General features: G+C 64.2%; 19 protein-coding genes. All 19 read left to right on the plus strand.

Annotated features, from left to right (window positions below; genetic code table 11):
• The first annotated feature begins 37 nt into the window (after positions 1–37).
• The 19 genes from KF719_RS15915 (at position 38) to KF719_RS16005 (ending at position 13,845) form a co-directional block, all read left to right on the plus strand.
• The gene (locus KF719_RS15915; protein ID WP_293510022.1) at positions 38–721 is read left to right on the plus strand and encodes a GTP cyclohydrolase I; all 684 of its coding nucleotides are present in this window, start codon (positions 38–40) and stop codon (positions 719–721) included.
• Positions 712–1,170 (plus strand): 6-carboxytetrahydropterin synthase, encoded by a 459-nt coding sequence (locus KF719_RS15920; protein WP_293510024.1) that lies wholly within the window; start codon positions 712–714, stop codon positions 1,168–1,170. The genes KF719_RS15915 and KF719_RS15920 overlap by 10 nt, the downstream gene beginning before the upstream one ends.
• Positions 1,167–1,829, plus strand: coding sequence for a 7-carboxy-7-deazaguanine synthase QueE (gene queE / locus KF719_RS15925; protein WP_293510026.1), 663 nt, complete (start codon positions 1,167–1,169; stop codon positions 1,827–1,829). Before KF719_RS15920 ends, queE begins: the two co-directional genes overlap by 4 nt.
• 28 nt (positions 1,830–1,857) lie before the next feature.
• On the plus strand, positions 1,858–2,322 hold the full coding sequence (locus tag KF719_RS15930) for a hypothetical protein (RefSeq protein WP_293510028.1): 465 nt from the start codon (positions 1,858–1,860) through the stop codon (positions 2,320–2,322).
• Positions 2,306–3,910, plus strand: a complete 1,605-nt coding sequence (locus KF719_RS15935) for a hypothetical protein (protein ID WP_293510030.1) — start codon at positions 2,306–2,308, stop codon at positions 3,908–3,910. Before KF719_RS15930 ends, KF719_RS15935 begins: the two co-directional genes overlap by 17 nt.
• A complete protein-coding gene (locus KF719_RS15940; protein WP_293510032.1) occupies positions 3,910–5,310 on the plus strand; it encodes a DUF4055 domain-containing protein in 1,401 nt (466 codons plus the stop codon). The genes KF719_RS15935 and KF719_RS15940 overlap by 1 nt, the downstream gene beginning before the upstream one ends.
• A 2-nt stretch (positions 5,311–5,312) precedes the next feature.
• Positions 5,313–6,383 carry a phage minor head protein gene (locus tag KF719_RS15945; RefSeq protein WP_293510034.1) on the plus strand — a complete coding sequence of 357 codons (1,071 nt, stop codon included), beginning with the start codon at positions 5,313–5,315 and terminating at the stop codon, positions 6,381–6,383.
• 8 nt (positions 6,384–6,391) lie between these two features.
• Positions 6,392–6,664, plus strand: coding sequence for a hypothetical protein (locus KF719_RS15950; RefSeq protein WP_293510035.1), 273 nt, complete (start codon positions 6,392–6,394; stop codon positions 6,662–6,664).
• A gap of 91 nt (positions 6,665–6,755) precedes the next feature.
• Entirely contained in the window at positions 6,756–7,562 is an 807-nt protein-coding gene (locus KF719_RS15955; RefSeq protein WP_293510037.1) for a hypothetical protein, read from the plus strand.
• Between the two features lie 92 nt (positions 7,563–7,654).
• Complete coding sequence (locus KF719_RS15960) at positions 7,655–8,827, plus strand: P22 phage major capsid protein family protein (protein ID WP_293510039.1); 1,173 nt, start codon at positions 7,655–7,657, stop codon at positions 8,825–8,827.
• 70 nt (positions 8,828–8,897) lie between these two features.
• A complete protein-coding gene (locus KF719_RS15965) occupies positions 8,898–9,185 on the plus strand; it encodes a hypothetical protein (protein WP_293510041.1) in 288 nt (95 codons plus the stop codon).
• Positions 9,182–10,036: a hypothetical protein gene (locus KF719_RS15970; protein WP_293510043.1), complete on the plus strand. Its 855-nt coding sequence runs from the start codon at positions 9,182–9,184 to the stop codon at positions 10,034–10,036. Before KF719_RS15965 ends, KF719_RS15970 begins: the two co-directional genes overlap by 4 nt.
• A gap of 12 nt (positions 10,037–10,048) precedes the next feature.
• Entirely contained in the window at positions 10,049–10,342 is a 294-nt protein-coding gene (locus tag KF719_RS15975; protein WP_293510045.1) for a hypothetical protein, read from the plus strand.
• 40 nt (positions 10,343–10,382) lie between these two features.
• On the plus strand, positions 10,383–10,853 hold the full coding sequence (locus KF719_RS15980) for a hypothetical protein (RefSeq protein ID WP_293510047.1): 471 nt from the start codon (positions 10,383–10,385) through the stop codon (positions 10,851–10,853).
• A 7-nt stretch (positions 10,854–10,860) separates the two neighbouring features.
• Positions 10,861–11,352 carry a DnaT-like ssDNA-binding protein gene (locus tag KF719_RS15985; protein ID WP_293510049.1) on the plus strand — a complete coding sequence of 164 codons (492 nt, stop codon included), beginning with the start codon at positions 10,861–10,863 and terminating at the stop codon, positions 11,350–11,352.
• Between the two features lie 2 nt (positions 11,353–11,354).
• Positions 11,355–11,732: a hypothetical protein gene (locus tag KF719_RS15990; protein ID WP_293510051.1), complete on the plus strand. Its 378-nt coding sequence runs from the start codon at positions 11,355–11,357 to the stop codon at positions 11,730–11,732.
• 2 nt (positions 11,733–11,734) lie between these two features.
• Positions 11,735–12,142 carry an HK97 gp10 family phage protein gene (locus KF719_RS15995; RefSeq protein ID WP_293510052.1) on the plus strand — a complete coding sequence of 136 codons (408 nt, stop codon included), beginning with the start codon at positions 11,735–11,737 and terminating at the stop codon, positions 12,140–12,142.
• On the plus strand, positions 12,139–12,561 hold the full coding sequence (locus tag KF719_RS16000; RefSeq protein WP_293510053.1) for a phage tail terminator-like protein: 423 nt from the start codon (positions 12,139–12,141) through the stop codon (positions 12,559–12,561). Before KF719_RS15995 ends, KF719_RS16000 begins: the two co-directional genes overlap by 4 nt.
• 96 nt (positions 12,562–12,657) lie before the next feature.
• Positions 12,658–13,845: a phage tail tube protein gene (locus KF719_RS16005; protein ID WP_293510055.1), complete on the plus strand. Its 1,188-nt coding sequence runs from the start codon at positions 12,658–12,660 to the stop codon at positions 13,843–13,845.
• Positions 13,846–13,881: the final 36 nt, after the last annotated feature.

Raw genomic sequence — 13,881 nt, forward strand, 5'->3', positions numbered from 1 at the left:
GACGATATTTTCACGCGGAAACCTGCGGGTTTCCGGCATGAGCCAGAGCCCCAAAGCGGATATTCTGCTCAATCGTCTGATTTCGGCCCGCGTGCCGTTCGCCGCGAACGACTCGATAGCCGAGCATTTGTCGGCCGAGGACATCGCGGCGATCGAGGGCGAGGTCGCCGAGCGCTTCGAGAACGTGCTGGACGCGCTTCTGATACAGCGCGACCACAACACGCAAGGCACCGCGAAGCGGGTTGCCAAGATGTACGTGCGCGAGATATTCGCTGGGCGATACGAAAAGCGCCCCGCGATGACCGATTTCCCGAACGCGCGGAACCTCGACGAGCTTTACACAGTGGGCCCGATCGCGGTGCGCTCGACCTGCTCGCATCATTTCTGCCCGATCGAGGGCGAGGCATGGTGCGGCGTTGTCCCGGGCGACAAGGTGATCGGCCTGTCGAAGTTCACCCGCCTGTCTCGATGGGTTCTCGCGCGTCCCCAGATCCAGGAGGAGGCGGTCGTCCAGCTCGCGGACGAGCTCGAGGACTTGATCAAGCCGAGGGCGCTGGCGGTCGTGATCCGCTCACGCCATAGCTGTATGACGCTCCGCGGCGTGATGGAGCACGAAACCAGCATGACGACATCGGTCATGCGCGGCCTGTTCAAGACGGACGCCAAGGCGCGGGCCGAGTTTCTGGCGACGATCGCGGGTCAGGGGTTCTCATGCCGCTGACCTATCGATCGACCAAGACCTGGCCGCATGCGGTCGGCCTGAGCTGCGCCTTTCGCCAGTGGCGCGCGGAAAGCCATTGCCGGTTCATGCATGGCTACGCGTTGAGCGTCCGCGTCGAATTCGAAGCCGACCAGCTCGATGAGCGAAACTGGGTCGTCGACTTCGGCGGCCTGAAAACCTTCAAGGCTTGGCTCGAGGCGACATTCGACCACAAGACGCTGGTGGCCGCCGACGACCCGGACCTCGAATGGTTCACGCTCGGCGCTTCGACCGGTGTGATCGACCTGCTCGTCGTGCCGGCAACGGGTTGCGAGGCTTTCGCCCGGCTGATCCTCGAGCGGGCCGAGGCCTGGCTTGCGGAGCACGACACCTCGGGCCGGTGCCGGGTGGCGCGCGTCGAGCTGCGCGAGCATGACGGCAACGGCGCGATCGTGGAGCGAACCAAATGACGGCCTTGCCGGTAAACGAACTGTTCGAGACCGTGCAGGGTGAGGCGGCGTGGACCGGGACGCCGGCGGTATTCATCCGGCTGCAGGGCTGCGATGTCGGTTGTGCGTTCTGCGACACGAAGCACACATGGCCGCTTGCGGAGGCGCGGCGGATCGCAACGGTCGAGATGGTCGAAAAAGTCTACGACACGGCAACATGTGCCGATGTCGAGGAGGCCGAGCTTGTCGATCTCGTCTGCGCCATGAAGTCGCGGCATGTCGTCATCACCGGCGGCGAACCCTGCATCCACGACCTGCGGCCGCTGACCGCAGCACTTCTCGGTCGGGGCCGTAGTGTGCAGATCGAGACCAGCGGCACGGCGGATATCCGGGCGGCCGACAATGCCTGGGTGACGCTGAGCCCCAAGATCGGCATGCCGGGCGGCTTGTCGGTGCTTCCCGAAGCGTTCGGCCGCGCCGACGAAATCAAGATGCCGGTCGGCAAGATGGCCGATGTCGAGAAGCTGCTCGCCGCCATGCCGCCATGCGGGGTACGCGGCGCGATCTGGCTCCAGCCGCTCTCGCAAAGCGAGAAGGCGACGAAACTCTGCATCGAGGTGGCGCGCGAGCGAGGCTGGCGCGTCAGCATCCAGACACACAAGTTCATCGGCGTCCGGTGATACCGCGCGCCGGCGCGGAAGGTAGAGAATGGCGAAGCCATCGAAGACGCGGGCGAGGCCCGCACCGAAGAAGACAGCCAGGGCGACGCCCAAGGCCAAGAAGGTCGCAAACCCGAAGGGCGGCAGGCCGTCACACGAGCCGACGGCCGCAACGCGCGCCGCCGTCAAGTCGATGGGTGGCACCGGCACCCCTCAGGAAAACATCGCGCGCCATATCGGGATCGATTCCAAGACGCTACGCCTGCACTACCGCGATGAGCTCGACTTGTCGCTGATCCAGGCCAACCACAATATCGGCGTCAAGCTGTATGAAAAGGCTATGGACGGCGACCTTGGGGCCCTCATCTGGTGGGACAAGACACGCGGCGGCAAGAGCGAGAAGGTCAGGTTTGGCGGCGCGGTCGGCGTTTTGAAGTTCGATCCCGAAAAGCTTCAAGGGATGACCGACGCCGAGCTCTCTGTCCTCGAGACGGCGCTTGCAAAACTACAGTGAAGGGCTCGCCGCCGTTCGCGCGGAAAAGGCGCGGCGCGAGGTCGAACGACGGCGCGGCGGGTGGGAGATCGAAAAAAAGCGCTGCGCGGACGACATCCACTATTTTTTCGACAAGTGGCTCTGGACCTACGATCCGCGCCTGCTGCAGCAAAAGAACGAGGACGGGACCCGCAAGAGCCCGTATGTCCGCTTCGAACTCTGGCCGCGCCAGCGCGAGTTCATCGACTGGCTCGATGAGCGGTTCGAAGCGTCCGAGGAAGGGCTTGCCGAGAAGAGCCGCGACACCGGCGTCACCTATCTCTGCGGCGGCTGGACGGTCCATCGCTGGCTTTTTCTGAACGGCTTCAAGGCGACCTTCGGCTCCCGCAAAGTCGACCTGGTCGACAAGAAGGACAATCCGGACAGCATCTTCGCGAAACTCCGGATCATGCTGAAGCGCCTCCCGCCCGAGCTGATGCCGGTGGGCTACAACTCGGCGCAGAACGACAACTACATGCGCATCGTCAACCCCGAAAACGGCGCGGTGATATCGGGCGAGGGCGGCGAGGAAATGGGCCGCGGCGGCCGCTCCTCGATCTACATCGTTGATGAAGCGGCTTTCGTGCCGAACGCCGAAGCGGTCGAGAAGGCGCTCTCCGGCAACACGGATTGCGTGATCTGGGTTTCGTCGGTCAACGGCATGGGCAATCTCTTCGCCCGAAAGCGTCACTCGATACTGAAGCCGCATCAGGTGTTCCGGCTCCACTGGCGAGACGACCCGCGCAAGACCGAGGAATGGGCGGCCGCGAAAGAGGCCAGCTATTCCGATCCGAGCGGCTGGGCGAGCGAGTACGACATCGACTATTCGGCATCGGTCGAGGGCATCTGTATCCCGGCCAAGCTGGTCGATAGCGCGAAGCGGGTGGCTGTGCTCGAGCCGAGACTCAAGGCCTCCGCGCTTGGCGTGCTCGGGGTCGACGTCGGCGCCGGCAAGGCCAAATCGATCGCGATCCCTCGGCACGGCCCTGTCGTCGGCAAGCCACGATCGCGCGGCGAACCGGACACGACCGAGACGGCTCTTTGGGCCCTCGACATCGCGAAAGAGTGCGGCGTCCAGCAGCTCAACTTCGACGCGCCGGGCGTTGGTGCCGGCGTCTCATCGACGTTGATGAAGAACCCCGTCGCTGGGCTCTCCGTCGTGCCGGTCAACACCGGGCTGCCGCCGACGAAGCGCATCTGGCCGGACAAGCGGACATCCGAGGAGATGTTCGGGAACCTGAAGGCTGAGATCTGGTGGCTCGCCAGGACGGCCCTCCAGCGCACGCATGAGCATGTGTTGTTTCTCGAAGGCAAGGACGGGGGCAAAGAGCACCCGGTCGACGAGCTGGTCTCCCTGCCGAGCGGCGACAAGGACAGCGACGCCCTGTGCCACCAGTTGTCACTGGTGAAGTGGGGAAAAAACGACAAGGGCAAGATCGTCATCGAGCGCAAGGAAGCGCTCGCCAAGCGCGGGGTCGCCAGCCCCGACTACGCAGACGGTTACGTTCTGACTTATGTCGACAAGCCTGCCGATCCCGGCGCGGCGGTCCAGGACACAGGATTTTACTGATGGAATATGCCATCACGACCCGCCACCCGATGTATGAGGCCTTCGCGCCGGCGTGGAAGCTGATGCGCGACGCCTTCGACGGCGAGGACGCGATCAAGCGTGCCGGCGAAACCTACCTGCCGATGAAATCCGGCACCGCAGCGATGAAAGACGCGGCCAAGAAGAAGGCTGCATATGAGGCCTACAAGACCCGCGCCGAGTTTCCCGAGCTGGTCGCGCCGACGGTCCGAGGCTCGGTGGGCACCATGCTCGACCAGGCCGCCGACATCAAGCTCCCGTCGACGATGGAGGGATTGCGCGAGAACGCAACCGGTGACGGGCTGACGCTGGAGGCGCTTCATCGGCGTATATCGATCGAGCTGCTGACGGTCGGCCGCTACGGGCTGATGCCCGGCATCGCGGAGGGTGGCGATCCCTACATCGCCGGCTATGTCGCGGAGGCGCCGATCAACTGGGCCGTCGTGAACCGGAAGCTCGACTATCTGGTGCTTGATGAAAGCGGGTCGGTGCTCAACCGTGAGACCGGGAAGTGGGAGAGCAAAGAGGTCTATCGCGAGAGCTATCTCGAGGACGGCCGGTTTCAGTCGCGCGAATGGACGAAGATGAACGATTCATGGGTGCCGGGTGACCCTGTCGGGGCGACCGACCCGCGACGGCGCCCACTCGATTTCATCCCGTTCGTCTTCGTCAACACCAACGATCTTCAGGCCGACCCGGACGATGTGCCGCTCTACGGGCTCGGCAAGGTCGCGGTGCGGATCTACCGCCTCGATGCCGACTATACCTTCGCGCTGCACATGACGTCGGAGCCGACGCCCGTGGCGATCGGGTTTGACGATCCGAAAGCCGCTGTTGCAGATGGTCTCGCGCCGGCGACCATCGGCTCGTCCGTGCTATGGATATTGCCGAAGGGCGGCGATGCGAAGTATCTCGAATTTGAAGGCGCCGGTCTTGAGGCGCAGAGCACGGCGATCCAGGCATCCCTCGATCGAGCCGTCGCGCTCGGGTCGCAACTGCTCGTAGACCGAAACCGCACCGCGGAAAGCGGCGAGGCGCTGAAACTGCGTCTCGGCAAGCAGACCGCGACGCTGAAAACCATTGCGATGACCAGCGCCGCGGGCCTCGAACGGGCGCTGAAGAACATCGCGCTGTGGATCGGCGCAAACCCGGATGACGTAAAGGTCACGCCGAACCTGGACTTCTTCGAGCATGAGATTTCGGCGCAGGAGATCATGGCCACGGTCGCGGGTTGGCAGGCGGGCGCCTATTCGAAACGCAGCATGTTCAACCGAATGAAGCGGGGCGGCTTTCACGAGCCCGATAGGGGCTTCGAGGAAGAGGAAGAGGAAATCAAAGCCGAGGGCGGCCTTCCGCCAGTCGACTTGCCTGAGGGCGTCTGACGATGGCGGTCAACGACACAATCGCCGACCTTCAGATCAGGCACCAGATCGGGGTCTGGCGGCTTTCCTCCGGCGTGATCCAGAAACTGCTTCCGATACTCGACCGCGCCGACAACGAGATCGTGGCCAAGATGCTGGCGCGCCCGGCCGCGCTGGAAGGATCCTTCACCTCAAAGCGCCTTGCTGCGTTGCTCGACACGATCCGCGAAATCAACCACGAGGCGCATGTCGTCGCGGGCGCGACGATGCGCAGCGAGCTTCGGAGTATCGCGCGCTACGAGGCAGGGTTTCAGAAGTCGCTGCTAGAATCCGCGATCCCGATCAAATGGGACATCGTGTCGCCTTCGCGCGAGATGCTCGATGCCGTCGTCACGAGCCGGCCGTTTCAGGGGCGTCTGTTGCGGGAGTGGGTTTCGGAGCTCGACGGCAACAAGGCTCGTCGCCTGCGCGATGCCATCCGTCAGGGTGTCGTGCAGGGCGAAACGATCCCGCAGATCGTGCGGCGTGTCCGGGGCACGAAGGCACTGAATTATCGCGACGGCATCATGGAGATCGGCCGGCGCGGCGCCGAAGCGATGGTGCGCACGGCCGTCGCGCACACCACAAGCGCGGCGCGCGACACGCTGTACGAAGCGAACAGCGACATCATCAAGGCGGAATTCTGGGTCGATACGCTCGACACCCGCACTTGTCCTTCCTGCCGAAGCCTCAGCGGGAAGGAATTCGAGATCGGCAAGGGGCCGAAGACGCCGCTTCATATATTCTGCCGCTGCGTCAGAGCGCCCGTGCTGAAATCTTGGAAGGAACTCGGCTTCGACATCGATGAACTGGATCCGGGAACGCGCGCTTCGATGAACGGCCAGGTGCCGGCCACGCTTAACTATAATTCTTGGCTGAAAAAGCAGCCCGCGGCCATTCAGGACGAGGCGTTGGGGCCGACGCGCGGCAAGCTTTTCCGCAAAGGCGGGCTCGATGTCGAGAGTTTCACCAGCCGGCAGGGCGACCAGTTGAACCTCGATGAGCTGCGCGCACGCGAGGCCGGGGCTTTCGCGAAGGCCGGATTGGCGGCATAGTGCCGCCCGTGAAGGACGATTTCCGCGATAGGTCGCATCTGACCAAGGTCGACGGCGGGCGCCAGGCAGGCAAGCCACGCGCGGGCCGACGCCGCTCGCTCACGGAAGACGAGCAGGTCACCTGCTGGCAATGCGCCAAGGACACAGGGATCGAAACCAGCGTGGCTGTCGAGGTCATTCTCGCACCGCGCCGACGACCGGACGGTAAGCGATCCGGCGGAACCAAGGCACTGGTCTGCGGCCTCTGCCTCGCGCGCGGCAAGGTCACGCGCCTCTTCTAACGACGATCATTCCGATTTTTCAGGCCCCCCCCTCTTCCGGGGTTGCCTTCGCATGCCCGCGAGACGGGCTTTCAACCAAAGGAGAAGCCCGATGGGCCTCAAAGCTATTCTCGACACGCTGGACGATGTCCCGGCGGAACTTCACGAGCACTACACCGAGACGAAGCAGAAGGATAGCACGACGAAGTTCGTCCTCGATCTCGAAGGGATCGACGATCACCCGAAAGTCCGGGGTGTCGTGACGGCCAACCGCGCCAATATCGAAAAGCGCGATGAATACAAAAAGAAGCTCGCCGAGGCCGAAACGAAACTCGCCGAGCTGCCCGACGACTTCGACGTCGAGGAATACCTCGAACTGAAGGCCGCTGCGGTCGAAGACCCGAACGACCCGGAGAAGAAGAAACAGCGCGACGCGCATCTCCAGTCGCAGCGCGAGGTCTTCGAGAAGCGCATCGAGAACATGCAGAAGCAGCATGCCGAGGCAATTGCGGCGAAGGACGCGGAGCTCGCCGAGCGCGACGGCTATATCGACAAATCAGTCGTCGACACGCAGCTCAAGGACGCTCTTCTCGAAAGCGGCGTCAACCCGGACCTGATCGAAGGCGCGCTTGCGACCTTGAAGCCGTCCGTGAAGGTTGCGAAAGACGATAGCGGCAACCGCAAGCCGATCGTCGAGACCGACATGGGCGAGGTCGACGTCAAATCCTTCGTCAAGGATTGGGCCTCGACCAAGGGCAAGCCCTATCTCGCCAAGGCAGAAGGCCCGAGCCCGAAGGGGCAGGGCGGCAAGACCAGCGCGGCCGGCAAGACGATGACACGCGCGCAGTTCGAAGCGCTCGATCCGGCGGCACAGGCAACCGCGATGACCAAAGAAAAGGTTACCCTGGTCGACGGATAAACGACCCGGTTCTGCTCCACCCGATGGGCCGAGCAACAAGGCCGATGGCCTCTTTCACCTCCCCCTAACCTCATTTTGAAAGGGCCATCACCATGGCTGCAACTGTCACGACCCTGACGGGTCTCGTTCCCACCATCTACGAAGCCTTCGACGTTGTGTCCCGCGAATTGGTCGGGTTCATCCCGGCCGTCGCCAAGGACGCATCGGCGGAACGCGCCGCCAAGGACCAGGTGATCCGGTCGCCGGTGGTTGGCGCCATGCCGGCTGAAGATCTCGAAGTCGACAATGTCGCGTCGTCGGCGCCGAACCAGACGATCAACTATGTCGACATGATGATCACGAAGGCGCGTTCCGTGCCTTTCGGCATCACCGGCGAAGAGGCAAAGAGCGTTTCGCAGAGCCTCGGCACCATCAACCGCGATCGCATCGCTCAGGCGCTGCGAACGCTGACCAACGAGGTCGAAAGCGACCTCGCCGCGCTGCACAGCCACGCATCGCGGGCCTACGGCACCTACAACGTGACGCCGTTCGGCACGGCCGGCGACTTCTCGGATTTTGCGCAGCCGCGCAAGATTCTCGACGACAACGGCGCACCGCAATCGGACCTCCACATGGTCCTTGGCGGCTCGGCCATCGCCAACATCCGCGGCAAGCAGAACGTTCTGTTCAAGGCCAACGAGGCCGGCACGGACGAGCTGCTCCGGCGCGGCGTCGTCGGCATGGTCGAAGGCTGGGACATCCACAATTCCGGCCAGGTGAAGGTCGGCGTGGCCGCCGGTACCAACAATGGCGCGGCGGAAACCGACGCGACCGGCTACCCGGTCGGCGCCACCCATATCACGATGGGAAACGCCGGCACCGGCAACATCATCGCGGGCGATATCATCACCTTCGCCGGCGATACCAACAAGTACCTCGTGGTGCAGGGCGACGACAACGTCGCTTCGGGCGCCGGCACACTGATCATCGCCGAGCCGGGCCTTCGCGTCGCAATGGTCGGCGCCAAGGTCATCACCACCGTCGCGGCGACGACCCGGAACATGTTCTTTCACCGTTCCGCGATCCAGCTCGCGACGCGCGCCCCGGCGATGCCGGAAGAGGGCGACGCGGCCGACGACGTCATGGTCCTCGTCGACCCGGTTTCGGGCATCGCCTACGAATTCTGCCTCTACAAGCAGAAGCGTCAGGTGCGCTACGAAGTCAACCTGGCGTGGGGCGTCAAGATGATCGCGCCGCGCCATTCCGGCGTGCTGATCGGCGCGTAGGCCCGAGACGATACGGGGCGCTTTCCTTGACCGGCGAGCGCCCCGTTCCTCAAAACAAGGAGACCTCCCGATGAGCGACACCTGCCCGACAGTCAGGATCAAATCGTCCAACGCCGCCGGCTTTGCCGACCTGAACGAAACCGACTTCGATCCGGCCGCGCATGAGTTGTGGGTCGATCCGCTCGACCACGACGGCGATGGCAAGAAGGGCGGTTCTCAGAAGCCCGATGCGGACGCGGAACTCAAGGCCCTTCGCGCGGAGTACGCGGAGCTTGCGGGGAAGAAATTCTTCGCCGGCTGGGACGCGGCCGGTCTCAAGGCCCGCATCGCCGACCTCAGGAAGGATAAGGGACAATGAACGTCGCACAAGCCGATCACAGGACGGTCTCGCTGCCTCCCTATTCGGCGCTGACCGTCATCGCCGATGCGCTCAGCCGCGGTTCCGTCGTCAGGCTGGCCGACAGCATGGGCGGCGAGCCGCAGGGCGTGACACCGATTGCAAACGACGAGACCGTCGTGATCGGCCCGTTCGGCGTCCAGACGCGGCACGACATCGTTTGCTCGAACGGCGCGCTGACCTACGGCATGGCGCCGGTCGACTTCCCGACGCTCACCGAAGCGGTCGCGGCCTCGCTTGCGGCCGCCGCCGGCGCGCACCTCTCGGTGGTCGACACGGCCGAGGCAATCGCGAGCGTGGCCGAGATCATCGGTGAAGGCGCGCCTGACGCGAGCCTGCAGGCCACCATCGGCATCAACCCCGCCGGCGACGACAACGCGCTGACATTCACCGCCGTCGAGTTCGGCGCTGGCGGCGACGAAGTTGCGATCGCGTATGTCGACCCGGAGACCGCCGAGTCTCCGCTCTCGGTGGCCGTTGTCGGCAAGCAGATCACTGTCTCGCTGGAAACGGACGACAGCGAGCCCCCTGAGATCGTATCGACCGCGGCGGATATTCTGGCCGCGATCGAGGCCGAAGAAGCGGCAGCCGCTCTCGTGACGGTCGCGATCGACGTGAGCGACAGCGGCTCCGAAGACGATGGCTCGGGCGTCGTGACCGCGATGGAGAGTACCGCGCTTGAGGGTGGCGCCGGCGTTGGTGTCGGCGTGGCCGGTCGAGGATCGCGCTACACCGATATCACGAACGGCGCGCTCTACCTGAATGTCGGCGACGCCGACGAACCCGACTGGTCCATGCTCGCATTCGACTGATAGGAGGCTGTCTTGGCCGATGTGGAATTCCCCGCGCATGTCGCGGGCGTCACCGAGAAGTTCGTCGATATGGGCGACGGAACCCATGCGCGCGCCGTTGCGGTGGTCGGAGTGGACGGCGACGTCATACTCTCCGGCGACGTCGTGGTCGATACGCTCGGCGCGCTGGACGATTCTGCCGAAGACAATCCCGACGCGGCGTCCGCGACCATTCCGGCGTTGCTCCGCGGCATTCTCGCCGAGATGAAGGCGCAGACCGCCCTTCTGACCACGATTGCCGAGAATACCGACCTCGGTGGCGGTTGATGGCCGACACCAACATCGTCTCCATCGGGAAGATCGCGCCGTGACGGCCCGTAGCCGCAACGACTGGACCGCGATACCGGACTGGCCCGCCTGTGTTTGGCAGGAATTCGTCCACACGCTGACGGGCCAGCAGATCGGCAACGGTATCTCTCGCCAGGTTTACGAGCACGCCACCGATCCGACGCTCGTTATCAAGGTCGAGATGACGGCGATGACGTTTCAGAACGTCCGCGAGTGGCAGACATGGGACGCGCTCAAAGACACGAAGTATGCGAAGTGGCTCGCCCCTTGCGTGCTGATAGGGCACAGCGGCAACGTGCTGATTCAGAAGCGGACGCAGCCGATCCCGGCGGGCAAGGAGCCCAAGCGCCTTCCCGAATGGCTGACCGACCACAAGCGCGACAACTACGGCCTCTATGAAGGCCGCATCGTCTGCCACGACTACGGCACGAACCTTCTGCTCAACCACGGGGCTTTCGGCGCGAAGATGCGCGAAGCGAAATGGCGGTGAATAGCCTATGAGCATCTACGGAACGCTCCCCGGCGCATTGGCCTATCACGCCGCTCGGGGCAACACGGCATGGGCGGCCGCCGGCGTGACGGATGAATTGCGCACGGCCGCGATGACGCGCGCCGCGACCGCTCTCGACGGCCGATATGGGCGGCGCTTTCCGGGCAGCCGGACCGGAGGGCGCGCCCAGACGCTTGCTTGGCCGCGCGAATCCGCGACCGACGCCGAGGGAGAGACGATCCCTGATGATGAAGTGCCGGTCGAGATCGTCAATGCGAGCTACGAGCTGGCGCTGTCGGAACTGGTATCGCCGGGCGCGCTTTCGCCGACTGTGACCCCGGGCAAGATCAAGACCCGGGCGCGCGTCGAAGGTGCGGTCGACGTCACCTACAAGGACAGCGGCGTGTCGGGTCAGCGGCCTGTGCTCACCATCGTCGACGACATTCTCGCGCCGCTGCTCGGGGCAGGTAGCGCGACGGTCGACATTCTGAGGGTTTGAGCATGTCGTTTTACGACGAGATGCGCGAAGTGGCGGACGAGCTGCTCGGTGCAGGATCGGAGTTTGCACAAGGTACGCTCGCGCTCTCGGTCTTCACGCCGGGGTCTGGCCCCGCGCACAATCCGGGCGCCGGCACCTATGCCGATATCGCGCTGTCCGGAACGGTCGGGACGCCATTCGTCGACAATTCCTCGGCGACCTACGAAGACGGTTCTGCGGTGCAGGTGAACGACCTTCTGGTGACCTGTGCCGTGCCGCCGACCCTGCCGAAAATGACCGACAAGGTGAAGGTCGACGGCGTATCGCACGACATCAAGCAGATCAACGAGCTTCCGGCCGCCGGAACTGCCGTCGCGCTCAAGATCTATGTCAGGAAATAGCGATGGCGGGCTTCGCGCAGAGCGTTTCCGCGTTTTCGGCGGCCACGAAGGCGCGCATGCAGGCGGCGGTGCGCAAGATCGCGCTCAGCGCCTTTGCCGAGGTGATCCTGATGTCGCCGGTCGATACGGGCCGGTTTCGGGGAAACTGGCAGGTCGCGATCGGCAACGTCCCGACCGGCACGCTTGAGATCGACGACAAGGAAGGCACTGCGACCGTCTCACGCGCCCAAGCCGAAGCGATGCAGCTCACGCCGGGCGAGTCGATATTCCTGATCAACAATCTGCCTTATGCCCGCGCGCTCGAGTACGGCCATTCCGATCAAGCGCCACGAGGCATGGTCCGGATCACGGTGCAGCGCTGGCAGACCATTGCCGATGAAGTCGCGCGGCAGTTGCGCGAGGGCCTATGACCGCAACATCGATCGAAGCCAGGATCACGGACGCACTCTGCACGCGCCTCGGTACGCTGGTTTTCACACCGGCGATTCCGGTGGCGTGGCCCAATCTGGCGTTCACGCCTCCGAGTGGCCGGTACCTTCGGGCATCCCTGATGCGCGGCCGCACCGAGGCGACGGCCTTCAAGACCGACACGCAGCAGGGCATCTTCCAGATCTCGGTTTTCTCGCCGGTCGGCGCCGAGGGCGCGATTCCGGCTGATAATGTTGCCGGCGCTATCGTCGCCCACTTCCCACGCGGTCTCTGGCTACCTCCGAATGGCGGTGTCACCGTCCGCGTCCGGCGCTCATGGGCCGGTTCGGCGATCAAGGACAACGATCGCTGGCATGTCCCCGTCAGCGTCGACTGGTTCGCACAAGTCAATTCCGCCTGAACACGAGCGCGATGCGCTGAAAGCCCTTTCGCCCTTGGGCAAGGCACCCGGCCCGCCGCGATGCGCTGAGCCGCCAAATCCACATGGAGAATCGAGATGGCATATCAGACCGCGCGGCAGATCGAGGTCGCGTACAAGGAACAGGATACGATCGGCACGCTGCCGAGCGCCGGCGGCGCGAAAGGCTTCCGCGCCAATACGGGAGGTCTCAATCTCACCAAGACGCCGATCCAGTCGAACGAAAACCGCCGCGACGGTCAGTCGACGCGCGGGCGTCACGGTTCGCACGACGTCCAGGGCCAGTATGCCGCAGACCTTTCGGTCGGATCGTTCGACGACCTGGTTGCGGCGATGTTCTGGGGCACGTTTTCCGCTGCTCTTGAGCTGGACGAGAGCGACTTTACGTCGATCACGACGACGGCCAACACCATTGTCCGCCCGAGCGGCTCGTGGATCACGGACGGACTGCGCGTCGGTGACGTGATCCGCCTGACCAACCATCTGACGGCGGGGAACAACAGCCGCAACCTTCGGATCATCGGCCTGACGGCCACCGTCATCACCGTGGCCGAGACGCTGACGCTGAACGCGACGCCGGACGACGATTGCGAGATTACGCGGCCGAAGAAGGTTCTGCAGGGCACGACCCGCAAGGCCTTTGCCTTCGAGGAGCGTGAAATCGACATCGACGGCTCGGAAATGTTCGAGTGGTGCCGCATGAGCCGGCTGGAGATGGCCTTGCAGCCGAACGGCATGGGCATGATGACGTTCGGTCTCGTGGGCCGCAGCATGTCGGTGGCCACGGGCGCCGGCAGCCCCTACTTCACCGATCCGGCCTACACGACCTCGCAGGGTCTGACCGCGGTCGAGGCGAAGATCATGCTCGGCACGACCGAGGTGGTCGATCTCAGCGCCGCCTCGATCGTTCTCGACCGTCGCGCCGCCGGCTTCCCGGTGGTCGGCTCGAACCTGACGCCGGACGTGTTCGACAACAACCTGCAGGTGACCGGTTCGATCTCCGGGCTTCGGCAGGATTTTGCGCGCACCCAGAACTTCCTCGACGAGGACGATCTGAGCCTCTGGTTGCTCTTTGCCGAGAACACGGCGGAACCTGCCGGGTTCGTCTCGATCCATGTGCCCTATCTGACGCTCTCGACGAATGCGAAGTCGGAGCTCGGACAGGACGGCCCGCGCACTCAGACGCTCGAGCTGATGATCGGCTCGGACCCGCGCGGCGGCGCCTACGAGCCGACGATGGTGAAGTGGCAGACGTCGGCCGTCTGATCCGTCGCCTCTGACTGAAATCGACACAAGGAGCCA

This window comes from Parvibaculum sp. (assembly GCF_019635935.1).
Taxonomy (GTDB): Bacteria; Pseudomonadota; Alphaproteobacteria; order Parvibaculales; family Parvibaculaceae; genus Parvibaculum.